20 protein-coding genes are annotated in these 24066 nt (G+C 59.9%); 8 read left to right on the top strand and 12 right to left on the bottom strand.

The annotated features are described in order from the left end of the window. Position 1: 1 nt before the first annotated feature. The 8 genes from bamA to pyrH form a co-directional block, all read right to left on the bottom strand. Positions 2 to 2395 (bottom strand): outer membrane protein assembly factor BamA, encoded by a 2394-nt coding sequence (gene bamA / locus KUV39_RS02550; protein ID WP_046210196.1) that lies wholly within the window; start codon positions 2393 to 2395, stop codon positions 2 to 4. Positions 2396 to 2521: 126 nt separating this feature from the next. Then, on the bottom strand, positions 2522 to 2647 hold the full coding sequence (locus KUV39_RS18725; protein ID WP_261394468.1) for a hypothetical protein: 126 nt from the start codon (positions 2645 to 2647) through the stop codon (positions 2522 to 2524). Positions 2648 to 2985: 338 nt separating this feature from the next. Next, positions 2986 to 4335, bottom strand: a complete 1350-nt coding sequence (gene rseP, locus KUV39_RS02545) for an RIP metalloprotease RseP (protein ID WP_046210195.1) — start codon at positions 4333 to 4335, stop codon at positions 2986 to 2988. Positions 4336 to 4339: 4 nt separating this feature from the next. Beyond that, positions 4340 to 5518 carry a 1-deoxy-D-xylulose-5-phosphate reductoisomerase gene (dxr, locus tag KUV39_RS02540; protein ID WP_222458839.1) on the bottom strand — a complete coding sequence of 393 codons (1179 nt, stop codon included), beginning with the start codon at positions 5516 to 5518 and terminating at the stop codon, positions 4340 to 4342. Beyond that, entirely contained in the window at positions 5518 to 6309 is a 792-nt protein-coding gene (locus KUV39_RS02535; RefSeq protein WP_008561828.1) for a phosphatidate cytidylyltransferase, read from the bottom strand. The genes dxr and KUV39_RS02535 overlap by 1 nt, the downstream gene beginning before the upstream one ends. Next, positions 6306 to 7064: an isoprenyl transferase gene (locus KUV39_RS02530; RefSeq protein WP_046210192.1), complete on the bottom strand. Its 759-nt coding sequence runs from the start codon at positions 7062 to 7064 to the stop codon at positions 6306 to 6308. Before KUV39_RS02530 ends, KUV39_RS02535 begins: the two co-directional genes overlap by 4 nt. Before the next feature lie 9 nt (positions 7065 to 7073). Then, the gene (frr, locus tag KUV39_RS02525; RefSeq protein WP_008562913.1) at positions 7074 to 7637 is read right to left on the bottom strand and encodes a ribosome recycling factor; all 564 of its coding nucleotides are present in this window, start codon (positions 7635 to 7637) and stop codon (positions 7074 to 7076) included. A gap of 217 nt (positions 7638 to 7854) precedes the next feature. Continuing rightward, positions 7855 to 8604, bottom strand: a complete 750-nt coding sequence (gene pyrH / locus KUV39_RS02520; protein ID WP_008561591.1) for a UMP kinase — start codon at positions 8602 to 8604, stop codon at positions 7855 to 7857. A 146-nt stretch (positions 8605 to 8750) separates the two neighbouring features. Between pyrH and miaA the strand changes: the two genes are divergently transcribed. The 6 genes from miaA to KUV39_RS02490 all read left to right on the top strand — a co-directional run bounded on the left by miaA (position 8751) and on the right by KUV39_RS02490 (position 17584). Next, a complete protein-coding gene (miaA, locus tag KUV39_RS02515; RefSeq protein WP_222458838.1) occupies positions 8751 to 9623 on the top strand; it encodes a tRNA (adenosine(37)-N6)-dimethylallyltransferase MiaA in 873 nt (290 codons plus the stop codon). A 228-nt stretch (positions 9624 to 9851) separates the two neighbouring features. After that, entirely contained in the window at positions 9852 to 10676 is an 825-nt protein-coding gene (locus tag KUV39_RS02510) for a helix-turn-helix domain-containing protein (protein ID WP_008563124.1), read from the top strand. Positions 10677 to 11056: 380 nt separating this feature from the next. Beyond that, the gene (locus KUV39_RS02505) at positions 11057 to 12721 is read left to right on the top strand and encodes an ABC transporter substrate-binding protein (protein ID WP_222458837.1); all 1665 of its coding nucleotides are present in this window, start codon (positions 11057 to 11059) and stop codon (positions 12719 to 12721) included. A gap of 134 nt (positions 12722 to 12855) precedes the next feature. Continuing rightward, positions 12856 to 13908 (top strand): ABC transporter permease, encoded by a 1053-nt coding sequence (locus tag KUV39_RS02500; RefSeq protein WP_050673407.1) that lies wholly within the window; start codon positions 12856 to 12858, stop codon positions 13906 to 13908. A gap of 13 nt (positions 13909 to 13921) precedes the next feature. After that, positions 13922 to 15364 carry an ABC transporter permease gene (locus tag KUV39_RS02495; protein WP_222458836.1) on the top strand — a complete coding sequence of 481 codons (1443 nt, stop codon included), beginning with the start codon at positions 13922 to 13924 and terminating at the stop codon, positions 15362 to 15364. Between the two features lie 132 nt (positions 15365 to 15496). Then, a complete protein-coding gene (locus KUV39_RS02490; protein WP_046210188.1) occupies positions 15497 to 17584 on the top strand; it encodes a dipeptide ABC transporter ATP-binding protein in 2088 nt (695 codons plus the stop codon). Positions 17585 to 17697: 113 nt separating this feature from the next. On the opposite strand, the gene KUV39_RS02485 is transcribed toward KUV39_RS02490, so the two are convergent. Both KUV39_RS02485 and KUV39_RS02480 read right to left on the bottom strand, forming a co-directional pair. Beyond that, complete coding sequence (locus KUV39_RS02485) at positions 17698 to 18072, bottom strand: hypothetical protein (RefSeq protein WP_046210187.1); 375 nt, start codon at positions 18070 to 18072, stop codon at positions 17698 to 17700. Positions 18073 to 18293: 221 nt separating this feature from the next. Continuing rightward, positions 18294 to 18878 (bottom strand): lytic transglycosylase domain-containing protein, encoded by a 585-nt coding sequence (locus tag KUV39_RS02480; RefSeq protein WP_046210484.1) that lies wholly within the window; start codon positions 18876 to 18878, stop codon positions 18294 to 18296. Positions 18879 to 19223: 345 nt separating this feature from the next. Between KUV39_RS02480 and ssb the strand changes: the two genes are divergently transcribed. Together ssb and KUV39_RS02470 are read left to right on the top strand one after the other, a co-directional pair. Next, on the top strand, positions 19224 to 19757 hold the full coding sequence (gene ssb / locus KUV39_RS02475; protein ID WP_008561849.1) for a single-stranded DNA-binding protein: 534 nt from the start codon (positions 19224 to 19226) through the stop codon (positions 19755 to 19757). A gap of 297 nt (positions 19758 to 20054) precedes the next feature. After that, positions 20055 to 22241, top strand: coding sequence for a methyl-accepting chemotaxis protein (locus KUV39_RS02470; RefSeq protein WP_222458835.1), 2187 nt, complete (start codon positions 20055 to 20057; stop codon positions 22239 to 22241). Positions 22242 to 22314: 73 nt separating this feature from the next. Here KUV39_RS02470 and aroB read toward each other — a convergent pair whose 3' ends face one another. Both aroB and KUV39_RS02460 read right to left on the bottom strand, forming a co-directional pair. After that, a complete protein-coding gene (gene aroB, locus KUV39_RS02465) occupies positions 22315 to 23436 on the bottom strand; it encodes a 3-dehydroquinate synthase (RefSeq protein ID WP_222458834.1) in 1122 nt (373 codons plus the stop codon). Then, positions 23436 to 24026, bottom strand: coding sequence for a shikimate kinase (locus tag KUV39_RS02460; RefSeq protein ID WP_008562314.1), 591 nt, complete (start codon positions 24024 to 24026; stop codon positions 23436 to 23438). Before KUV39_RS02460 ends, aroB begins: the two co-directional genes overlap by 1 nt. Positions 24027 to 24066: the final 40 nt, after the last annotated feature.

Below are 24066 nucleotides of genomic sequence, written 5' to 3'. Positions count from 1 at the left end.
ATCAGAACCGCGCCTGCAAGGTCAGGTCAAAGTTCTGTTCTTCATCGAAGTCTTCTTTCTTGAGCGCTTTGGAGAAGTTAAAGCGCAGCGGGCCAAAGCCGGTGGTCCACAGAAGCGAGAAGCCGACGACGTGGCGGAACGACCCTTCACGCCCGACAATCGCACTGGATGCGCCGGTGTTGGCGTTGTTCAGCCCCCACAGGTTGCCGACGTCGTAGAAAAGACCACCCCGCAGACCGATCTCTTCAGGCAGACCCAGCGGGAACTCTGCATCAAGACGCGCCACCGCGTAATAATTGCCGCCGAGGAAGTCGTTGTAATTGCCACCCGCCCCATTGGAGGACTGATCGCGCGGACCAACACCACCGGGTTCAAAGCCGCGCAGAATGCTGGGGGACAGAACAAATCGATCAATCGACCGGCTAAAGCCATCGCCCTGCCAGCTGAAGGCACCTGCTTCGATGGTTGCCCGCAGAGTGACTTCATCGTTCAGGATGCGGCGCTGCGCAACAATCTTGGCTGTGGTGCGCACATACTCCTGATCGCCGCCAAGCCCGGCGTAATCTGCGCCAACCTCAAACAAGAAGCTGCGGTTGGAGTCCAACCCGTTCAGGCGGCTGTCGTAGGTGTAAGTAAAGCCAATGGTGCTGGCGTTTTGTTCGCCCTGCGCAATTTCGCTGCGAACGACCGGGCCTGCAAGCGGTGTCCCGTTCGTGTCATTCCCCCGGCTGATCATCTCGTCCATATCCCAGGTATAGCGGACCTGAAGACGGGTGCTTTCCGAGGTGTTGAATGTCAGCGCAGGCGAGAAGAATGCCCGTTTGGTGTCATACTCCGAGAAGCTGGAGTCCGTTTCGGCCAGACCGAGATCCAAGTCAAACCGCAGATCGCGGCCAAGCAGGAAGGGTTCGGTAAAGCCAAGAGTGTATTCCTCGGCGTCCTGCGCTGTCGAGATATTGAAAGACAGACGCTGCCCGCGACCCAGGAAGTTGTTTTCCGACAACCCCAAAGCCAGACCAAAACCGTCATCGACGGAATACGCGCCGCCAAGGCTCAACGAACCGGTTGGTTGTTCGACCACGTCCACATCAACGACAACCTCGCTGGGCGAGCTGCCTTCGCGAACTTCGACCTCTGCAGTTTCAAAGAAACCGAGCGCGCGGATGCGCTCTGCGCTTTCGCGGATTTCGCGCGGGTTGAAGGGATCGCCCTCAACCGTGCGGAATTGCCGACGGATGACGCGATCCAGCGTGGTTGTGTTTCCTTCAATGTCGATCCGCTCGACAAAGACGCGGGGTCCACGGGTCAGGACAAATTCGACATCCAGCGTCAGATCACGGTCATTGCGTGTGACCCGCGGCTCGGCACGCAGGAAGTCGATCCCCTTGCGGATTGCGAGCGTCTCCAGTCGGGTGATCGCGTTTTCGACAAGCGCTGGATTGTAGACAACGCCGGGGCGCAGACGCAGGACATCGCGGAACTCATCCGCGTCTGCCTCAGACATCTCACTGGTGACGGAAATGTCGCCAAAGGTGAACTGCTGGCCTTCGGTGATATCAACCACAAGAAACACACCATCGCGTTCTTCGGTGACTTCGGCGTTGGTGCTGTTGACCCGCACATCGACATAGCCGCGCGATAGGTAGAAATCGCGCAGGACCTGGCGGTCGAACTGCAGGCGATCCTCAATCAGGGTATCAGCGCGAATGAAAGTGCGCAGCAGGCCTGCCTGTTTGGTTTCCAGAACCCGACGCAGACGGCGGTCAGAGAACACTCGGTTGCCCACAAAGGACACGCGCTCCACCTCAGTGGTGTCGCCTTCAGAGATCTCAAACACCAGATCGACGCGGTTGTCGCTGCGGCGGATGATGCGCGGCGTCACGGTCGAAGCAAGACGCCCCTGGGCACCATAGGCCTCAGCCAGGGCGGCGGCGTCGCGCTCTGCGACGGTCGGATTGAAGACCCGGCGCGGCGAAGACTCGATCAGCGCCAGCAGTGCGTCATCCTTGATGCGGCGGTTGCCTTCAAAGCTGATCCGGCTGATGGTCGGGAATTCGGTGACTTTGATGACCAGCGTGTTGCCGCGCGGCACGATTTCCACGCTCTCGAACACACCGCTGTCCAGAATGCGCTGGTAGGCGTCATTCAACTCGCCCGCGCTCACGGATTTGCCACGCTCGATGCCGGTGTAGGCAACGATTGTCGAGGTTTGAATGCGCTGATTGCCCTCAACCTGAACGTTTGTGAAACTATAGCTCTGAGCGGCCGCGAAATCAGGCGCCAGGGCAAATCCCAGGGCAACAGCCAGCGCTGCCGCAGATACGTTTTTATACAAAATATGGGCACCCAATGTGCGCCCTCCACAGGATTTACCCGCGACTTTCCCCCGAACCATCGTTCAAAACCCGATTTTTTAACAGCTTTGAAACGTGCGTATCGGGTTTATTCGCTGTTGTCAAAACCAACAAAAAGGCGCGTGGGTTCAACCCACGCGCAAAAGAGCGTCCAACAGCTTGAAAAGTCAGAGACTGCCGATCCATGCACCTGCAACCAGCGCCCCAAGAATTGTCGCAACCGACAGTGCGCGGTCCCAATTCAGGCGTACAAACAGGCCAAATCCCGTATTGGTGATATGCAGGCTACTCATGGCGTCCACTCTCCCCCGTTGATGTCAACTTTCCCACATCTGCCACAGCGCAAAACCGGCAAAGACCCGCCCATGCGCTGCCCACCAGCAGATTACCAAAGGGTTAATCGGGGAATGTGGCGACAGTTGGGCGCAAAGGGCCACAGCCTTGGATGAGATCGTTAAAGTTCTATCCAATTCCCTGACGCTCAGTACCCAGCGCCCTGTCACCCCCTGGCGCCGACCGGTCCCAAACGCGACCTTTCACGACGGGCCATGAATGCCACCCACGAAAGATCACCTACGAAAAAGGGCCACCGATTGCTCGGCAGCCCTCGCTAAGTCGTCTGGTTTCCCGCTCAGCAGAACAGATCATTGCCCAAAGCAAACAGCATCAGCGTCAGGATCGCGGCGATGCCAAAGGTCATCAGCACCCGCATCACACCATCACTTGGCGGTTTGCCGGTAACTGCCTCGTAGGCGTAAAACATCAGATGCCCACCATCCAGCGCCGGAATAGGAAAGAGGTTCAGCAAGCCTACAGCCGTCGACAGGACCGCAATAAACCGAATGAAGCTCTCTGCGCCCTGGCTGGCCATCGCGCCAGAGGTTTCCGCAATACCGATGGGGCCGGACAAATTACAGGTGCTGATCGCGCCGGTGATCATATGGGTCAGGCCGGACAGGGACATGTCCACTACGCCCCAAACCTGCGCGCCCCCGGCAATGATTGCATCGCTCAGGCTGACGGCCTCGGAGGCCGGTTCAAAGGCCAGACCACCGACGATGCCCATCCGCCACTGGGTCGCAAACCCGCCATCTGCCTGTGGTTCATCCACCCGGCGCGGCGTCAGTGCGGTGGCAAAGGTGTCTCCATCACGCCAGATCTCCAGCTGCAACTCAGCACCCTCGCCGCCTTCAACTGCCCGCTTGAGCTGGTCAAAGGCAAAGATCGGCGCGCCGTTTACCGCAACAATCACATCACCCGGCTGCAAATCCGCATCTGCCGCTGCGCTGCGGGGGGCGACACCCCGCACATGCGGCGGCCAGGGATAAGGGCCCTGCACCTCTGCCTGCTGGCCATCGCGCAGCACGGTATAGCGCAGCGGCTGCTGTTCCGGAACAGACGTGCGGAAGCCTTCCCAGGCGGCACTATCTTCAAGCGAGGGGACCGAGATGCCCTCGACCTGCAACAGCTGGTCGCCCGCCTGCAAATCCTGCTCCAACCCCGGAAGCGGCATCACATCTGCAACCGTCAGCGGATTGCGGATGGTGCCAGAGGCAAAAAACACACCAGCGAAAATAACTGCGGACATGACAAAGTTGAACACCGGCCCCGCAGCAACGGTTGCCGCACGGGCCCACAGGGGGGCGCCATGCATGGTGCGTCGCAGCGCAACCGGATCAGCCGATGCCTCTGCCATTGCGGCAGCGTCCTTGCCGGACGCCGCATCGGAATCGCCAAGGAACTTCACGTAGCCGCCAAACGGCAGCAAAGCGATCTGCCAGCGGGTGCCGCGTTTGTCCACGCGGCTGAACAGAACGGGGCCAAACCCCAGCGAAAACACCTCGGCGTGGATGCCAGACCAACGGCCGACAATGTAGTGGCCATATTCGTGCACTGCCACGATCACCGAAAGCGCAACCACGAAGCTGGCAATCACATAGAAGAAACCGCCGAGTTGCGGCAGGAAGGAAACAAGATCCAATGGTTTACCCTGTCTGTTTCAAAATTGCGTTGTCGACCTCACCTCTGGCGAGATGGTCCATGCGGGTCACGGTATCAAGGGTCATGGCATCATCAATGCCGTACTCGCCTGCCCGCTCGTCCACTTGCGCCAACACCTGTGCCACCAATGTGGCCATATCAAGAAATCCGATACGCCCGGCGATAAAATGATCGAGAGCCCGTTCTTTGGCCGCGTTAAAGACCGCTCCCATGAGACCTCCGCGCGCCATCACATCATAGGCAAGCTGCAAGGCGGGATAGCGGGCAGGATCCGGCGCGCGGAATGTCAGCTGTGTGAGCTTTGCCAGGTCGAGACGCTCCACCGGCAGATCGCGACGGTCGGGCCAGTGCAGCGCATAGCCGATGGCATGGCGCATATCCGGCGCGCCAAGATGCGCCATCAAGGCGCCATCGTTGAACCCCACCAGCGCATGGACGATGGATTCAGGATGAACCACCACCTCGATCTGCTCGGGTCGCACGTCGAAAAACTCTCGTGTTTCAATAACCTCCAGCGCCTTGTTGAACATGGACGCGCTGTCGATCGTGATGCGCTGCCCCATATCCCAATTGGGGTGAGAGGACGCCTGCGCCACCGTGGCGGTTTTCAGATCCGCAAGTGGCCAATCGCGGAAGGCCCCGCCAGAGGCGGTGATGACGATCCGCTCAACCGCGGCCATGTCCTCGCCCACCAGCCCCTGAAACACCGCCGAGTGTTCGCTGTCGACCGGCAGGATGCGCGCATTGTGCCGCCGCGCCGTCTCCAGCAAGAGAGAGCCGGCACAGACCAGCGACTCCTTGTTGGCAAGCGCCAGCGTTGCCCCCTGCTTCAGCGCTTCCAGACCAGGGGCAAGCCCCGCCGCGCCGACAATGGCCGACATCACCCAATCTGCGGGCCGCTGCGCAGCCTCGATCAGGGCTGATGGCCCAGCCGAGGCCTCGATATCATGGCCGGCCAGGGCCGCGCGCAGTGCATCCAGCTGGTCTGGATAGGCGGTAACGGCCACATCTGCCCGCAGCGCAATCGCATCACGCGCCAGCTGCGCAATATTGCCGCCCCCTGTCAGGGCCACCACATCATAGGCATCAGGGGCCCGCCGGATCAGATCGATCGTGCTTTGACCAATGGATCCGGTGGCCCCGAAAATAGAGATCTTTCGCATTACATTGCCCCGCCGGGCAGCCCCCAGATGCTCAGCACCAGCAGCACCATCGCCGCCGCACCCAGCATACCGTCGAAACGGTCAAACAGACCGCCATGACCGGGGATCAGCCCGCTTGAATCCTTGACGCCCATCTTGCGTTTGAGCGCGCTTTCAGCAACGTCGCCTGCCTGGCTCGCCATAGAGACAAGGACCGACAACACCACCACACCAAGGCCGATGCCCGCCTCGGCGGCAAATACCGCGCCCACCGCCGCTGCGGCCAGCCATCCGGCAGCGGTGCCAGACCATGTCTTCTTGGGGCTGACGCGGGGCCAGAACTTGGGTCCGCCAAGCGCCTTGCCTGCGAAATAGCCCGCGACATCGGTTGCGACCACAACCGCGACCAGCCAGACCATCCAGTCCAGCCCAAGGGCGCTACGCATCCAGATAAAGGCAAAGGCGGCAAACATCACCCAAAGGCCAAAGCCTGCGAATGTGCCACGCCGCTGATCCAGCCCGATCACCCCCAGCAGCACAGGCACCAGCAACATCGCCAACCCATAGGTTCCGCCAAGAAGCGACGCCGCCAGGACAGCCCCCATCGCCAAAACGCCAAGTGGCAGTGCAAGCCCCTGCCGATGCGGCGCAACCATCCGCAAGAGTTCCCACATCATGCCGCCGCAGGAGGCGGCAATCAGCACATCAAAGATCACCCCGCCGCGCCAAACGGCAAAGCCGCCAACCGCAATCATCACCACCGCAGAAATCAGCCGCGGCATCAGATCGGCCCAACGCTCCGCCCGGCTCATGGTTTCACCGCACCAAATCGGCGGTCCCGCTGACCGTAGGCATCGCACAGGCGCTTTAGCTCCTCGGCAGAGAAGTCCGGCCACAGCGTGTCGATGAACTCGTACTCTGCATAGGCGGACTGCCACAGCAGGAAGTTCGAAATCCGCGCTTCTCCACTGGTGCGGATCACCAGATCGGGATCGGGCAACACATGGGTATCAAGGTATTTCGGAAGGGTTTCTTCATCCACGTCATCGGGATTGAGCCGCCCTTCAGCCACGTCACGCGCCAGACGCTTGGTGGCGCGCGCCACCTCGTCCCGCCCGCCATAATTCAACGCGATGGTCAGATGGGTGCCGTCATTGCAGGAGGTTTCCTGCTCCAGCTGATCCATCAGACCCACCAGTTTCTTGTCGAGCCGAACCCGATCGCCGATGAAGCGCACCCGCACATTACGCTGTGACAGCGCTTTCATCTCCTTGGAGATGTAACGGCGAAACAGGCTCATCAGGCCCGCAACCTCAACCTGGGTGCGTTTCCAGTTCTCGGTAGAGAAGGCAAAGATGGTGAGGTATTTCACCCCGAGCGCGGGGCAGCATTCCACCACCTCCCGCACACGTTTGGCACCGGCATGGTGCCCGAACAAACGCGGCCGACCCCGCGCCTGGGCCCAGCGTCCGTTGCCATCCATGATGATCGCAACATGTTTGGGGCCCCGATCCGGTGTCTGAGCAACCGGATCAGGCGCCAAGGCGGTGTCTGCTCTCTGTGACATCAGTCAGGATCAGACCTGCATGATTTCGGCTTGTTTCACTTCCAGAGCCGCATCAACCGCTTTGATCATCTTGTCGGTCAGCTCCTGAACTTCGCCTTCCCACAGTTTCTGATCGTCTTCGGACATGCCGTCGGCTTTTGCCTTCTTGATCTGGTCCATACCATCACGGCGCACGTTGCGGATCGCAACACGCGCGCTTTCGGCGTATTGACCTGCAACCTTGCCCAGTTCGCGGCGACGCTCTTCGTTCAGCTCAGGGATCGGCAGCATGATGATGGTGCCGTTGAGCTGCGGATTGATGCCCAGACCGGATTCGCGGATGGCCTTTTCAACCTTGCCAACCAGGGCCTTGTCCCAGACGTTCACGGTAACCATGCGTGGTTCGGGCACGTTGACGGTGCCAACTTGGTTGATCGGCGTCATGGAGCCATAGGCATCCACCATGACCGGCTCCAGCATGGAGGCAGACGCACGACCGGTCCGCAACGAAGCGAATTCGGTTTTCAGGTTGCCCATTGCGCCATCCATGCGGCGCTGAAGATCATCGGTATCAAGAATAAAATCGTCAGACATTCTGCTCTCTCCCCTGACTTGAGGCGGTGTTTGCTATGCTCATAAGCCATTGCCAAGGCGTTGTATAGCGATCATGCGGCGGTTTTCACCCCTGGGTTTGCCCGAATTGGGCCACTTTGGGCCCATCTCCCCGCCAAGGCAGACAGGAAAAAACCGCGTTACGGCCGGGGCTGCAACGCGGTTTGATCAACTTCGCAAAAGCGGCGCTTTGGCGGCGTCAGCCCTGCACCTTCGTGTAGGTGCCCTGCCCGGCCAGAATGCCACGGAACCCGCCCGGCTCATCCAGCGGGAACACGATGAGCGGCAGATTGTTGTCACGCGCCAGCGCGATGGCAGAGGCATCCATGACCTTCAGGCGCTTGGCCAGCACTTCGTCATAGCTGATCTCGTCATAGCGAACTGCGTCATCATGCTCTTTGGGGTCTTTGTCATAAACCCCGTCGACGCCGTTCTTGCCCATGAAGATCGCTTCGCAGGCCATTTCATTGGCGCGCAGCGTCGCAGCTGTATCCGTCGTGAAATAGGGGTTGCCGGTTCCCGCTGCAAAAATGCAGACCCGCTTCTTTTCGAGGTGGCGCACCGCGCGGCGGCGGATGTAGGGCTCTGCCACCTCATCCATGCGAATTGCCGAAATGACACGTGTGAAGACACCAAGACCTTCCAGCGCAGATTGCATCGCAAGCGCGTTCATCACCGTTGCGAGCATGCCCATATAGTCTGCCGTTGTACGCTCCATCCCCTGCGCCGAGCCGGACAGCCCGCGGAAAATGTTGCCACCGCCGATGACCATGCAGATCTCGACCCCCATGTCGCGGACCGATTTGACCTCTTGCGCGATGCGCTGAACGGTCGGTGGATGCAGGCCAAACCCCTGATCCCCCATGAGCGCCTCGCCCGAGATTTTCAGCATCACACGTTTATAGGTTGCCGCCGGCGTGGCCTCCGGCTGATCGATGTTATGGGGCATGTTGCGCTCCGGAATATGACGGGGTTAATTTGGCCGCAAAATGAAGCAAATCGGCGGCGGGATCAATGCGCTGCCGGGATGTTTTTCGTGCCTTTGCCGCAAGAACCGTCAACGGGCCGGAACATCCAAGGAACAGGACACAACCCATGCGCTTGTCAGCGACGCTGCCCCAGATTGACCCGGACAAGCCCGTCCTGATTGCCGGCCCCACTGCATCGGGAAAATCGGCTCTTGCGCTGGAGATTGCAACAACCCAAGGCGGTGTAATCATCAATGCCGATGCCAGCCAGGTCTATGACTGCTGGCGCATCATTACGGCCCGCCCCTCGGCGGAGGAAGAGGCCCTGGCGCCGCATCGCCTCTACGGGCACCTGCCATATGATGCCGAATACTCCGCCGGTCACTGGCTGCGGGAGGTTCTTCCCATTCTCAAATCTGGCCCCCGCCCGATCATTGTTGGCGGCACCGGGCTCTATTTCTCGGCGCTCACACAAGGGCTCGCCGATATTCCCGCAACCCCGCCAGAGGTTCGCGCAGCAGGCGATGCCCTTTCCCTGGAAGAATTGCGCGCCGCCCTGGACGCGCCGACAGCCGCCAAGATCGACCTTTTGAACCGCGCCCGTGTTCAACGAGCCTGGGAGGTTTTGACGGCCACTGGACGCGGCCTGGCAGACTGGCAAGCGGACACCCCGCCGCCGAATCTGTCCTTAGCGGATTGCACCGCAATCGTCTTTGACACCGACAAAAGCTGGCTGGAAGACCGTATCCGTCGCCGCTTTGACCTGATGATGGCGGCCGGTGCGATGGCGGAGATCGCGGCGATGGCAGACCGCTACGATCCCGCTCTGCCATCGTGCAAAGCCATCGGCGTGCCCGAGTTGATGGCGTTCCATCGTGGAGAGATCAGCGAAGACGACGCCCGCGAACAGGCCTCTGTTGCCACCCGACAGTTCGCCAAACGCCAACGCACATGGTTTCGCGGTCGCATGAAGGACTGGATCCACCACCGACCGGCGTAACTCAGCATTTTCAGATAGTTATACGCCAAGCCCCCACACCAATGGGCTGTATCGATCTTTTCGAATAAATTTTTGCGCGCATATCGAACCCTAAGTGCGAGAAATATTACTTTCTTGACTAAATCCAAGATTGTGCAGCACAAGTGGCCTCATAAACTTGCAAGAATCATTTTTTCGTGTCCTTGTGCGGTCAGAAATTTGAATGCCACACATATAATCAGTGAACTTATGCCTTTTGACCCGACCAATATTGGAGAGATCAAAGTCAGCCCCCTCGCCCAGCTTTGCGCTGACGGCGCCTGGCAGTTGGAACTGGCCCACGATCTGAACGATCACCTACTCATCTGGATCACACGCGGACAGGGTCGGGTTTTTCTGAACGGCCAGCAACGCGGGTTCGGGCCCAATAGTGCGATCTTTGTTCCTGCGGGCACACTATGGTCCATGGAAATGGGTCGCCAATGTATCGGTCAGGCGATGATCATCCCGGCATCCACCCCGATGGACTTTCCCGAACAGGCCGTCGCGCTGCGCATTCCGGACGCTCAGGATCAGGCCGTGATAAACGCGGCGATCCAGGCCATGCAGAATGAGCAGCAGACCCGCCCTGCGCTTTGGTACCGGGCCATGCAGGCACATGGCGCGCTACTGGCGATCCATATCCGTCGGCTGCTGTCTGCGCAGGACACGGCTCAGCCGAAACTGACCGCAGCCCAGCGGCTGGCGCAAGGTTACTGCGCCCGGATCGTTCAGTGCTATGCACAGCATGCCAGCATGGCCGACCACGCCACCGAGCTGAATGTCACGCCGACCCATCTGACGCGGGTCTGCAAGGCTGAAACCGGGAAAACAGCGGGAGCCCTGCTGACAGAGCGTCAGTTGCATGCTGCGCGAAGCTTGCTGGTTTCAACCGACCTCCCGATGCGCGACATTGCGGCCACCCTTGGCTTTGGCAGTGCGGCCTATTTCACGCGGTTCATCACCCAGCATACTGGCGAAACCCCAAGCCGATTGCGCAAACAGGCCCGTGAGCGTCTGAAAAAGGCGGCTTGAGCGCGCCCGCAAATCACTCCGACCGGACCACAGAGCTGCTCTGGCAGGCCGCAACGCATGAGCCGCGCGACCAGTCAAACAGACTGCCCTAAAATGCGCGAGAATCTCCACTCAAATCAGCCGCATCGAACTGGGCACCTATGCCTAGTTCCAGACAAAAACGACACGCCGTAGGTCGCAAAAATCAAAAATCGACCCCTGAAATGTCGGAAAAATATGTGAAAACGTCGATTTCGCGCATTGACGTGACACCGCATCTGGGGCCGAATGTCGTCACGGGGCAACAATTGTTGACAACAGCACCACGTCAGGCGCCAGGCAGATGACCAGGCACCTAGCCGTCCCAGAGGAAAGATACGTGGCACGACAGGGAGAGTTACATGACAAACGACACCATCACCGGGACCGCGATCCACCCGGCCGCAAAGATGTATGCCTCTGAAGCACTTGCGGGGAAGATGGACAGACGCGAATTTCTGACCCGCGCCACTGCGCTCGGTGTTTCCGCCTCTGCCGCCTATGGGCTGATCGGTCTGGACAGTCCGGTTCAGGCCGCCGGCCACATGAAGGAAGGCGGCACCATGCGCTGCCAGATGGAGGTCCGTCCTCTCAAGGATCCGCGCACCTACGACTGGTCCCAGATGGGCAACCTGACCCGCGGCACAATGGAATATCTGGTAGAGTACAACAACGACGGCTCCATCCGTGGCATGTTGCTCGACAGTTGGGAGATCAACGATGATGCCACCGTCTACACGTTGAATGTCCGCAAGGGCGTGAAGTGGAACAACGGGGATGACTTCACCGCCGAGGACGTTGCGCGCAACATCGCGGGCTGGTGTGAAAAGGACGTGGAAGGCAACTCCATGGCCGGCCGCTTTGGCACGCTTGTAGACGGCAATACCGGCAAGGCAATTGATGGCGCAATCGAGGTGGTCGACAGCCATACCGTCCGGCTGACACTGCCAACATCCGACATCTCGCTGATCCCCGGCATGGCCGATTATCCGGCGGCGATCGTCCACAGCAGTTTTCAGACCGACGATTTCACCCAGAATGTCGGCACGGGCCCCTATGTGCTGAGCGAGCTGGAGGTTGGCGTCAAGGCCGCACTCGATCGCAATACTGACCACACCTGGTGGGGCGAAGCGGTCTTTGGTCGGCCAGCGCTAGATCGGATCGAATATGTCGATTTCGGCACCGACTCCGCGTCCTGGCTCGCGGCGCTGGAATCCGACGAGGTTGATCTGCTGTATGAATCCGTTGGAGAGTTCATCGACGTGATGGACGGCCTCGGCTACGTAAAATCCGAAGTTGTCACAATGTCCACCATTGTCGTGCGCCCCAATCAGCTCGCAGAGGTGGACGGCAAGAAACCCTATGCCGACAAACGTGTTCGTCAGGCGCTGGCGATGGCCGTCGACAACAACGTGTGCCTGGAACTGGGCTATGGCGGTCGCGGCCAGCCAGCCGAAAACCACCACGTCGGTCCGATCCATCCGGAATACGCCGAACTGCCAGCACGCAAGGTGGATCCCGCAGCGGCAAAGGCCCTGATGGAAGAGGCGGGCATGCTCGACTTTGAGCATGAGATCATCTCGATTGACGATGATTGGCGCAAAAACACCACCGACGCGGTGGCGGCACAGCTGCGCGACGCGGGTTTCAAGGTCAAACGCACCGTTCTGCCTGGCTCCACCTTCTGGAATGACTGGGTGAAATATCCCTTCAGCTCCACCAACTGGAACCACCGCCCGCTGGGCGTACAGATCCATGCGCTGGCCTATCGCTCGGGTGAGGCGTGGAATGAGTTCGGCTGGTCCAACGCAGAGTTTGACGCCCTGCTCGCCGAAGCGCTGTCCATCGCAGACGCCGACAAGCGGCGCGAAGTGATGGCCAAGATGGAAGCCATCATCCAGGACGAAGGCGTGACTATCCAGCCCTACTGGCGCTCGCTTTATCGCCACATGCGCGAAGGCGTCAGCGGTGCCGACATGCACATCTCGTTTGAGCACCACCACTACAAATGGGGTTGGGCCGCCTGATCTGTCCGGGTTGAACCAGCCACCGGCCTGCCCCATCGGGGCAGGCTGCCAGCCCAAACGCAGCTGGCCGATGATGCGCGGCGCAACTCATCGCGCGCGGCCCCGATCTGCGTGACAGACCAACAGGACATTCCATGGCACTCTTCATTCTACGCCGAACGGGCGTGATGATCCTGACGGCCCTGTGCCTCACGTTCATCGTGTTCTTCCTCACCAATCTTTACCCGAACCTCGAAAAACTGGCGAAAACCGAAGGCAACTTCCGCATGTCGGATGAAGCCGTCGCCAGCTGGCTCGACAAGAACGGGTATCTGCAGCCAATGCCGGTCAAATACGGCCAATGGCTGGGGGTTCTGCCGGGATGGCGGGGGGCAACCGAGGACGGGATAACCGGCCGATGCATCACCGGTGCGGTCTCACAGGAAGAGGCGGACAACGCCCCGCGCTTTTGTGGGGTGCTGCAGGGGGACTGGGGCTATTCCACCCGCTTCAAGGACAGTGTCTGGAACATCATCGAGGTCCGCCTTGGCAATACCGGCTATCTGATGATGTGGGTTCTGATTGTCATGATCCCCACGGCGCTGGTGATCGGCGTCCTTGCCGGGATGCGCGAAGGCTCTGTGACGGACCGGTCGCTGTCTACCGCGTCGATCCTGACAACGGCCACGCCTGAATATGTCTCTGGCGTGATTTTCATTGCTGTGTTCACCTCTTCCACCGTCGGGCTGAAGTGGTTCAAGGGGACCGCGAACTCCGCAATGACAGAGCCGACGATCGAAAACTTCTTTCTGCCGGTCATCACCATCGCCCTGTACGGGATCGGCTATATCGCGCGAATGACCCGCGCCTCCATGACAGAGGTCATGACCGCCCAATACATCCGCACCGCGCGGCTCAAGGGGGTGTCATTTCCCAACATCGTCATGCGTCATGCCCTGCGCAACGCCCTGATTGCACCCTTTACCGTCATCATGTTGCAATTCCCCTGGCTCCTGAGCGGCGTCGTCATTGTCGAGACACTGTTCAACTACAAGGGCTTTGGCTGGTCGCTGGTCGAAGCGGCAGGCAACAACGATATCGAACTCCTGCTGGGGATATCCGTCATCTCCGTTGTCATCGTGCTGCTCACGCAGCTGATTTCCGACATCGGCTATGTCTACCTGAACCCCCGCATCCGGATTTCCTGAGAGAGGACGCCCCATGGAACCCCTTAGCTGGACCGGAAGCCTGTCCTTCCTCACCCCGATCCTTTTTCTCAGCCTCGCCGCCCTTGGTGTCAGCATCATCGCCTGGATGGTCCTCAGCGTTGCAGGCGGCATGCGGGCCAGCGCGCAGGGCCCCTATGGTGCCCCTGGCCAGACCGCCACGCCCGAAGGGCTGGCCGCACTGGGCGTGCGCCTGTCCCTTCTGGCGGCGGTGGCCATCGTGCTGATCCACATCGTCTTTGGCATCCTGTTTGGAACCGCAGGCGGCATCATTGGCGCGATGTCGCAGCTGATGTTGCCGGTGTGGATTGCCCTTGCCCTGCTGTTCTTCGTCTCGATCAGCTTCAAACGCAGGCTGGGCCTTTACGGCAAACTGTTTGACAGCCCCATCGGCATGATCGGTTTCGGGCTGGTGATGTTCTGGGTCTTTACCGGCATTCTTGGCGCGCTGGACCTGATTGCCCCCCATGACTCTGTTGCTCAGGTCTCGGGCATGAAGAACAAGCTGCCCGGCACTCCGATCCCAGGTGCTAGTAAAGACGCAGGCGTGGCGGCGTGGTATCTGCTGGGCGGAGACAATCTGGCCCGCGACGTGTTCAGCCGCCTGATTGATGGGGCATGGGTGGTGGTGCAGATCGCACCGCTTGCGACCCTGTTTGCCTTTATGGTCGGCATCACCCTCGGGCTGCCTGCGGGCTACTATGGTGGGCGGCTGGATACCTTTCTGTCGTTCCTTGCCAATCTCGTGCTCGCCTTTCCGGTGATCCTGCTGTTCTATCTCTTGGTCACGCCAGAGATCGTAGCGACCGGGTTGCCGCAGTATATCGCGGTTGTGCTTTTTGCCTTTCCGCTGGTTTTTGCCGGAGTCCTGCTGCATTCGCGCTACCGCACCCGCCCACAAGCCAACATGCTGTGGCTGGCCCTGGTGCTGATCCCCGGTTTTCTGGGCTACATGTCGCTGATCAACGAGGCGGGATCCAAGATTTCCTTCTGGCCGCTCGATTTCTTTGACGTGCCGGGCGGCATTCTGGTCGTGTTCGTGTCGGTGGTCTTCGTGAACTCCCCCACCGTGTTTCGCATTGTCCGGGGCCTGACGCTGGACATCAAGACCCGCGACTATGTGGCCGCGGCCCAGACCCGTGGAGAACGGCCCTGGTACATCATGCTGTGGGAAATCCTGCCAAATGCGCGCGGACCGCTGATCGTCGATTTCTGCCTGCGGATCGGCTACACGACCATCCTCCTTGGCACCTTGGGGTTCTTTGGTCTCGGCCTGCCACCGGAAAGCCCGGATTGGGGCAGCACGATCAATGACGGGCGCAAACTGTTGGCGATCTACCTGCATCCGCCGCTGCCACCGGCACTGGCCCTGCTGAGCCTGGTTCTGGGCCTCAACCTCTTGGCCGACGGACTGCGCGAAGAAAGCCTGCGTGATTGATCCGAACCGACAGGACCGGGGGCCAGCCCCGCCGCCATCAGGGTTTGAACCAGCGGCGCGACAGTTGGCAGCCCCCGGGATATTTGGAGCAGAGGAAAGACGGATTTCCCGCTCCAACAAGGAGAAAAGACAATGAACAAACTGGCAGATTATGACGGTCCGATCCTGGAAATCGACAAGCTGTCGATCTCGTTTTTCACCCGCCTGCGCGAAATTCCTGCGGTGATGGATTTTTCGGTCGCCGTGCAACCCGGTGAAGCGGTCGGACTGGTGGGAGAGTCCGGCTGCGGCAAATCCACCGTCGCGCTTGGGGTCATGCAGGATTTGGGCAAGAACGGCCGCATCGTGGGCGGCTCAATCAAGTTCAAGGGCCGTGATCTTGCAGAGATGACGGCCGAAGAACTGCGCGATGTGCGCGGCAATGAAATCGCCATGATCTATCAGGAACCGATGGCCTCGCTCAATCCGGCGATGAAGATCGGCAAGCAGCTGATGGAAGTGCCGATGATCCACGAGGGGGTCAGTAAGGCCGAAGCCTACAGACGCGCGCTCGAGGTGGTCACGGATGTGCGCCTGCCCGACCCGGAAAGGATGCTGAACTCCTTTCCCCATCAGCTGTCAGGTGGCCAGCAACAGCGCATCGTGATCGCGATGGCGCTCATGTCCAAGCCATCGCTGTTGATCCTGGATGAACCCACCACCGCGCTTGATGTGACGGTAGAGGCCGCTGTGGTGGAACTGGTCAAGGATCTGGGCAAGAAATACGGCACCTCGATGCTGTTCATCTCACACAACCTTGGCCTGGTGCTGGAAACCTGTGACCGGCTCTGTGTGATGTACTCCGGCGAGGCGGTAGAGCGCGGCTCTATCCACGACGTCTTTGACGAGATGCGCCACCCTTACACACAGGCGCTGTTCCGTTCGATCCCGCTGCCGGGCGCGGACAAGAATGCCCGCCCACTGGTGGCGATCCCCGGCAATTTCCCCCTGCCCCACGAACGCCCACCCGGCTGCAACTTTGGCCCGCGGTGCGATTATTTCGAACCGGGGCGCTGTGATGCAGGCGACATCCAGATGGCGGCAATCCCCGGAAACGACCGCCATCACACCCGCTGTCTGCGCCATGACGAAATCGATTGGGCCGCACCGCTGAGTGTCGGTGATCAAAAGGCCCGCGCCGACGTTGGCGACGTGGTGCTCAAAATCGACGATCTGCGCAAATACTATGAGGTCTCGGCCAATGCGCTGTTTGACAATGGCGCGCGCAAGGTGGTGAAGGCCAATGAGACCCTCAGTTTCGAAGCCCGCGAGAGCGAAACGCTCGCCATCGTCGGCGAGAGCGGCTGTGGCAAATCCACCTTTGCCAAGGTGCTGATGGGATTGGAGACAGCCACCAGCGGTCAAATCCAGCTGGATGGGCAGAATATCGAATCCACCCCGATCGAGGCGCGCGATGCCAAGACCATTTCAGACGTGCAGATGGTGTTCCAGAACCCCTTTGACACGCTGAACCCTTCCATGACCGTGGGGCGCCAGATCCAGCGCGCGCTGGAGATCTTTGGCATCGGATCCTCCGAGGCAGATCGCAAACAGCGGATGCTGGAGCTATTGGATCTGGTCAAGCTGCCACGCGCCTTTGCCGACCGGATGCCACGCCAGCTCTCGGGTGGGCAGAAACAACGGGTCGGCATAGCGCGGGCCTTTGCAGGAGATGCGCGCATCGTGGTCGCGGACGAACCTGTTTCGGCGCTGGATGTCTCTGTTCAGGCGGCCGTCACCGATCTGCTGATGGAGATCCAGCGCGAACAGAAGACGACGCTGCTGTTCATCTCTCATGATCTGTCGATCGTGCGCTACCTGTCCGATCGGGTGATGGTGATGTATCTTGGCCATGTGGTCGAACTGGGCACCACCGATCAGGTCTTTGCCCCGCCCTATCACCCCTATACCGAAGCCCTGCTGAGCGCCGTGCCGATTGCCGACACCAAGGTAGAGAAACGCCACATCGTGCTGGAGGGCGATATTCCATCCGCAATGAACCCGCCGCCGGGCTGCCCATTCCAGACACGCTGTCGCTGGAAATCCAAAGTGGGCGATGGCCTGTGTGAACGTGACGTGCCGCCAATGCGTCAACTGGCGGACGGACATCAGGTGAAATGCCACCTAAGCGCGGCAGATCTGGACGAAATGGAACCCGTGATCAAGATCGCGGCAGAGTAAGCCAATCGCCCGACCATATCGTCCGGCAACCAAAACAAACGGCGCGACAGCTCTCCTCTGTCGCGCCGTTTTTCATGGCCGGGTCTAAGCCCAGCCAGATGTCATGGTCCCGATCAGCTCAGCAGCAGCATCACGATCATCAGCAGGTTCATCGAGGCAAACTGCATCAGCCGTGGCATCTCCCGGTGCCGCAGCATCGCAACCACAGCCGCCACCAGCGACAAAGCCGCCCCCCCGATGGCAGCGCCCCCCACCAGAAGACCGGTCAAACCGCTCTCCGGCCCCCAAGGCGCGCCGGGGGTGTAGATGCCTTTCAGCCCCACACCAATCAAAATGCCCAGGATTGCACCGGCCAGCGTGAACTCCACCCCGCGAATGGTTATCGGGTGACGTTCGGCAATGACGCTGTCCACGATCTGCGGCGACGGACCAGCCTGCGGCTGCCATTGCATCTGAGTGAGACGTTCGTCAAAGCGCTTGTAAGACACTGGGTTTCCTCCTGGTTTCGCCAATAGTTGACAAATGATTAAGGCAACTTTCTGGCGGCTTGGCGGAGTTAACACGGCATTAAGGAAAATTATCAGAAGATTAATCCCAGCGAAGGGATTGACAGCGCTCCCCCGCGCAGCACCTGGCTGGGATGCGCAAAAAACTGCTCACACTCAATGGGCTAGGCCATCAGATCAGGGCGCAAGGGCGAGCTGCCCGATCAGCTGCCCCAGATCTTCTTCACGTAATTCTGGGTCTCGCGGTACGGTGGCACGCCACCATGTTTGCGCACGGCCTCAGGGCCTGCGTTATAGGCCGCAAGCGCCAGCCGCCAGGACCCGAATTTGCGGTATTGCTGCGCCAGATAGCGCGCCCCGCCTTCAAGGTTCTGCTTGGGATCATGGGGATCCACCCCAAGCGCCCGCGCCGTCCCCGGCATCAGCTGCGCAAGACCAAGAGCCCCCTTGTGCGACTTGGCGGTCGCGTTCCAGTTGCTTTCCTGCTGGACCAGCCGCAGAAACAGATCCTCCGGCACGCCGTGTTTCTTGGCGGCGGCACGCGCAGTCTGCAGGTACTGGCCCCGGTATTTGCCGGTATAGGGCAGACTGCCGTATTTGGATGGCGTGTGGATCGTGGGCGGCTGCAGGCGCACAGAGTTCTTGTATTGACCCGCCGCACGACTGTCCAAGACCCGCGCATGCGAGGCGAACAATTGACGCTGGCTTTTGGTGCTAAACATATCCGCGGTCGCAACCTGGGCCGACGCAACGCCAACCAACACAACCCCCACCAACAGCTTCCGCATGAAAAATGCCTTACCCTGTCCCTGATTGCGCGAAACTATATCCGGATTGACTAAAAAGAAAAGCACCTTCGCGCCGATCTGCACAGAACCGCCTGCAACCATCGATGGAAAGGCAGGCGTGCCCTTGGCCCAGCCGCATCGCAAAATGGCCAGCCCGGCCCGATATATCCCCATCTAGCTGGTTTTCAGCCTCCCCGCGGAACGATACTGTGGCCCCCAACGCGCCGCGTCCAGATTCGTGGTGCCTCCGATTTACGCCCTCGGGGACATGATGCAGCAAGGTCGGGCAGCCCCTGCCTGACAGCGGCATCGCTCTCCGCACACAGAACAAAAAGGACAGATCCCATGGCAGGCTCAGTCAACAAAGTCATCCTGATCGGCAACCTTGGCCGCGACCCCGAAGTGCGCAGCTTCCAGAACGGCGGCAAGGTCTGCAACCTGCGGATCGCGACCTCCGAAACCTGGAAAGACCGCAACACGGGCGAACGCCGCGAAAAGACCGAGTGGCACTCGGTCGCGATCTTCTCCGAAGGTCTCGTCCGCGTCGCAGAGCAATATCTGCGCAAGGGCTCCAAGGTGTATATCGAAGGCCAGCTGCAGACCCGCAAATGGCAGGACCAGAATGGGCAGGACCGCTATTCCACCGAGGTTGTTCTGCAGGGCCTTGGCGGCACGCTGACCATGCTGGATGGCCGCAATGATGGCGGACAGGGCGGTGGCGGTGGCTACGGCGGCGGCCAGGGTGGCGGCTATGGCGGTGGTCAGGGCGGCGGCTATGGCGGTGGCGGCTACGACAGCGGCAACCAGGGCGGTGGCTTTGGCGGCGGCAATCAGGGTGGCGCCTCGCACAACATCGACGACGACGAAATCCCGTTCTAAGTCACCCGCCAACAACGTCAGATTGCAACCGATTTCACGGCTGCATCTTCAAGGAAAAGCCGGTTCCCGAGGGAGCCGGCTTTTTTTCAGTACAATTTGATCGAATACCTATGCAAAGCCTTGGGCCGCACAGGTCGCTGTGCCCCCTATTTTTATGGACACTTTCCATTTCAACCGGATTTTTCGTTCGTTTTCCGGTACCTAACAAATTCCTAAACCCCTGTTCGTTAAACAGTTCGTTAGGACTTCAGCCGCTAGGCCCGTTCAGTGACCTAAAGTTAGGCGGAGCGTTCCAGTATGGTTTCTCGGGTACTACATGCATTCTCGATCAGATCAAAAATCCTCTTTCTGATCGGCATTCCTCTCCTCATCATTATGGGGATTTCCGGGGTTGTTCTATACAATCTCAACAAACGGGCGAGTTTCGACACCACCCAGACGCAAGAGATCATGTTGGTGACATCTGATCTTGTGCGCCAATTGCAGGAGGAACGCGGCACGACGGCGTATTTCCTGGCCTCAGACACCACCCAAGTTCCAGCAACGCTGAAAGAGAACCGCGCGATCGTTGAAGAACGCCGTGCACAGATGCTGGCGCTGATCGAAGCCGCGGATCTGTCGCAGCTTCATGAAAACACCCGCGTGTTTGTCAAAAAAGCCCACCACGAACTGGAGCAGCTGACCGCCATTCGCACCGATGTGGACGCGCGCCGCCTGACCGCAAGCGACGCCAAGGAGTTCTACACCCTTTTGAACCTGCACCTGCTTGAAACCGCCCTGGCGTTTGAGGTGCTGGTGCATGACACAGAGCTGGCCGAACGCGCGATGGCCCTCACCTATCTTCAGATGGCCAAGGACGCCTACAAACTTCAACGCTCCATCGGGGTTGTCGGCTATAGCCTGGGCTGGAGCGCAGACCACTCTGCCCAGATGACAATCGCCTATCTGCAGTCCAAGGAACGGCTACGGGTGTTTCACGAGCTGTCTGATGCCAAAAGCGTGGCCCTGTTCGATGCCCGTCTGGAAACCAAGGGCTACAAGGCTTTTGACACCGCCAGAAAGGCAATCAAGGCAGGCACCCCGCCGGAGAACCTGAATACGCAAAGCTGGGACAAACTGGCCTCTGCCGCCATTGACGAGGTTCAGGCGATCGAGCAACAGATTTCCGCGCAGCTGATGGAGGACTTCCACGCGTTTGACGCCCGCAATCAACAGGCGTTCTATCAGACGCTTGCCGGGCTCTCAGCCGTTCTGGCCCTGATGTTGATCAGCGCCTATCTGGTGGCACGGGACATCACCGGCAGTCTCAAGACAGTGACCACCGCACTTGAGGAAATTGGCGCGGGCGATCTCGACCATGAGGTCAGCGGCAAGAAACGCGGGGACGAGATCGGCAGCATCGCCCGTCAGGCAGAGATCCTGCGCGGTCACGCGATCAAGAAACGCGAAACAGACGAGGCCCTGGCACGCGCCTCGCAGGAACAGCAGTTCGTCTCCAACGAAATTGCCGTTGCCTTGAACCAGGTCAGCAACAAGGCGTTGACCTATCGGCTGGACAAGGATTTCCCGGAAGACTTCCAAAGCCTGCAGGTCGACTTCAACGCGCTGGCAGAAACCCTGCAGGACGCAATGAGCACCGTGCGCGAGGCGGCCCTTTCGGTTGGCGAAAACAGCCAAACCATCGCCGCCAACATGGACGACCTGTCCCGCCGCACGGAATCGCAGGCGGCAGCGCTTGAACGCTCTTCCGAAGCGATGGACAGCATCACCGAAAGTGTCGGCCAATCCGCTCAAAGCGCCAAACAGGCCGAAGGGCTGAGCGAAACCACCCAGAACAAGGTGCAGGATTGCGAGAACATCGTCCAACAGACGGTGGGCGCGATGGAAGAAATCCGCACCTCTTCCAATGAGATCTCTCAGATCACCAAGGTGATCGAGGACATCGCCTTTCAGACCAACCTCCTTGCGCTCAATGCCGGGGTTGAGGCCGCGCGCGCAGGCGAAGCCGGCCGTGGTTTTGCGGTCGTCGCCTCAGAGGTCCAGCGTCTCGCACAGCGGTGTTCGGATGCGGTTTCCCAGATCGACGAAATCACCGCCCGCAGTTCCAACCAGGTCAAGACCGGCTCGCGGCTGGTCACTTCGGCGGGACAGGCAATGGCCGATGTCAGCAGCCAGGTCAGAGAGATCTCTCATCTGGTGGTCTCCATCGCTCAGGGCCTGGAATCCCAGTCCAGCCAGCTGAGCGAAGTCAACCACGCAGTAAGCGACATGGAGCGGATGACCCAGAACAATGTCGCCATGACAGAGGAAACTTCCGCCTCTGCCAGCCATCTGTTCCAACAATCCAGTGATCTCAATCACATGATCGGAGAGTTCAAACTGGAGCCCGCCGAGACGCCCCAGCCCCACGGGGCAGAGCCATTGGACGACTGGGGAATGGCAGAACCGGCCGCTTCCTATGACGACGACGTCCGCGTCGCCTGAACAAACTGCCACAAACATAAAACAGCCCCCGACACGGCGGGGGCTGTTTTGACCTTTGATCTGGTCTTTATGGTCAGGCCGCGGTCTTGTCGGCCAATGCGTCCTGCAAGACCTCCAGAACGGCCTCCCTTGGCACGTCAGAGGTCACAAATGCCTGACCAATTCCCCGCGCAAGGATAAAGCGCAGCTGGCCGTCCACGACCTTTTTATCCTGCCCCATCAACTCCAGCAGCGCCGCCGCATCCGGCAAATCGCCCGGAATGTCGGCAAGATCTGTCTTCATGCCCATCTCTTTCAGATGCGCCCGCACCCGGCTGGGGTCTTCCTGACTGCACAGCCCCATGCGCGACGACAGTTCAAACGCCAGCGCACAACCAATCGCAACACCTTCGCCGTGCAACAGCCGATCGCCATAACCCGTCGCCGCCTCCAACGCGTGGCAGAACGTATGGCCAAGGTTCAAAAGGGCGCGGTCCCCCTGCTCTGTTTCATCGCGCACGACGATATCCGCCTTCATCTGAACAGAGCGTCTGACCGCCTCGACACGGGCATCCATATCCCCAGCCGCAAGCGCAGGGCCGTTTGTTTCCAGCCAATCGAAAAACGCCGCATCCCCCAAAAGGCCGTATTTCACCACTTCGCCATAACCAGCGAGGAAATCACGCGCTGTCAGCGTCCCAAGAAGCGCGGTGTCAGCAAGCACCAGAGACGGCTGATGAAACGCGCCAATCAGGTTTTTGCCCTGGGGCGCGTTGATCCCAGTCTTGCCGCCCACCGAACTGTCGACCTGCGCCAGCAGAGAGGTCGGGATCTGCACAAACCTGACACCGCGACGCAGGACCGCCGCGGCAAAACCGGCCAGATCACCGATCACGCCGCCACCAAAGGCGATGACGATGTCATTGCGCTCGACCTTCTGCTCCAGCAGCCATTCCACCGCGCGGGTGAACTGCGGCCAGCCCTTGGTCGCTTCTCCCGGTGGCAGGGCGAGCGCCTCCATCTCGATCTCAGCTGCCGCAAGCCCCGCGCGCAGGGCATCCAGATGGTGGCTGGCCACGGTTTCGTCCGTCAACACAGCCACCCGCCGACGGCGCAGCATCGGCATTAGCCGCGCGCCAATTCCAGCCAAGAGATCAGGTCCGATCACCACGTCATAGGCGCGATCGCCCAGTGGCACATGTACCACCTGTTCCATTACGTCCACTCCAACACGTCCGGGCGCGCCTTGAGCGCTTCGATCACCCGGCTCACCATTTCTTCAATCGATGCCTTGCCGTCAGACACAACCGCCAGATCTGCCTGCGCATAAAACGGGACCCGCTCGGCGTAGATCGCAGACAGCGTGGCATGCGGATCGGCGGTGCGCAGCAGGGGGCGGGTGTCGCGGTGCTTGACCCGGTTCCACAGCACGTCAAGATCTGCCTTCAGCCAGACCGACACACCTTTTTCGGAAATTGTCCGGCGATTTTCCTCCGCCAGAAACGCGCCTCCCCCGGTAGAGAGAACCCCACGTTCCTCCTCCAGCAGGCGGCTGATCACTTGCCGTTCCTTCTGGCGAAAGAATGGCTCGCCGTCGCGTGCAAAGATTTCCGGGATCGTGCGGTTTGCGGCCACTTCGATTTCGTGATCGCTGTCGAGGAAGGGCACATCCAGCCGAGCCGCCAGCCCACGACCCACGGCCGTCTTGCCAGCGCCCATCATCCCCACCATGACAATGGTCTTTTTCAGCCGCCACTGACCCGGATTCTCCGTCGGGCGGCTTGGTGTTTGCTCTTTTTCGCTCATAACTTAGTGAATGACGTGATATTCCGCAAAAGGCCATATA

The sequence above is a fragment of the Phaeobacter italicus genome, from assembly GCF_019801785.1.
GTDB classification, from domain to species: domain Bacteria; phylum Pseudomonadota; class Alphaproteobacteria; order Rhodobacterales; family Rhodobacteraceae; genus Phaeobacter; species Phaeobacter italicus.
This window is presented reverse-complemented; position numbering and strand designations above follow the sequence as displayed.

Bases quoted from the DNA above. Each gene is read 5' to 3' on its own strand.
- bamA (WP_046210196.1), bottom strand. From the start codon at position 2,395: ATGGTTCGGGGGAAAGTCGCGGGTAAATCCTGTGGAGGGCGCACATTG.
- KUV39_RS18725 (WP_261394468.1), bottom strand. From the start codon at position 2,647: ATGAGTAGCCTGCATATCACCAATACGGGATTTGGCCTGTTTGTACGC.
- dxr (WP_222458839.1), bottom strand. From the start codon at position 5,518: ATGCGAAAGATCTCTATTTTCGGGGCCACCGGATCCATTGGTCAAAGC.
- KUV39_RS02535 (WP_008561828.1), bottom strand. From the start codon at position 6,309: ATGAGCCGGGCGGAGCGTTGGGCCGATCTGATGCCGCGGCTGATTTCT.
- KUV39_RS02530 (WP_046210192.1), bottom strand. From the start codon at position 7,064: ATGTCACAGAGAGCAGACACCGCCTTGGCGCCTGATCCGGTTGCTCAG.
- frr (WP_008562913.1), bottom strand. From the start codon at position 7,637: ATGTCTGACGATTTTATTCTTGATACCGATGATCTTCAGCGCCGCATG.
- pyrH (WP_008561591.1), bottom strand. From the start codon at position 8,604: ATGCCCCATAACATCGATCAGCCGGAGGCCACGCCGGCGGCAACCTAT.
- miaA (WP_222458838.1), top strand. From the start codon at position 8,751: ATGCGCTTGTCAGCGACGCTGCCCCAGATTGACCCGGACAAGCCCGTC.
- KUV39_RS02510 (WP_008563124.1), top strand. From the start codon at position 9,852: ATGCCTTTTGACCCGACCAATATTGGAGAGATCAAAGTCAGCCCCCTC.
- KUV39_RS02505 (WP_222458837.1), top strand. From the start codon at position 11,057: ATGACAAACGACACCATCACCGGGACCGCGATCCACCCGGCCGCAAAG.
- KUV39_RS02500 (WP_050673407.1), top strand. From the start codon at position 12,856: ATGGCACTCTTCATTCTACGCCGAACGGGCGTGATGATCCTGACGGCC.
- KUV39_RS02495 (WP_222458836.1), top strand. From the start codon at position 13,922: ATGGAACCCCTTAGCTGGACCGGAAGCCTGTCCTTCCTCACCCCGATC.
- KUV39_RS02490 (WP_046210188.1), top strand. From the start codon at position 15,497: ATGAACAAACTGGCAGATTATGACGGTCCGATCCTGGAAATCGACAAG.
- KUV39_RS02480 (WP_046210484.1), bottom strand. From the start codon at position 18,878: ATGCGGAAGCTGTTGGTGGGGGTTGTGTTGGTTGGCGTTGCGTCGGCC.
- ssb (WP_008561849.1), top strand. From the start codon at position 19,224: ATGGCAGGCTCAGTCAACAAAGTCATCCTGATCGGCAACCTTGGCCGC.
- KUV39_RS02470 (WP_222458835.1), top strand. From the start codon at position 20,055: ATGGTTTCTCGGGTACTACATGCATTCTCGATCAGATCAAAAATCCTC.
- aroB (WP_222458834.1), bottom strand. From the start codon at position 23,436: ATGGAACAGGTGGTACATGTGCCACTGGGCGATCGCGCCTATGACGTG.
- KUV39_RS02460 (WP_008562314.1), bottom strand. From the start codon at position 24,026: ATGAGCGAAAAAGAGCAAACACCAAGCCGCCCGACGGAGAATCCGGGT.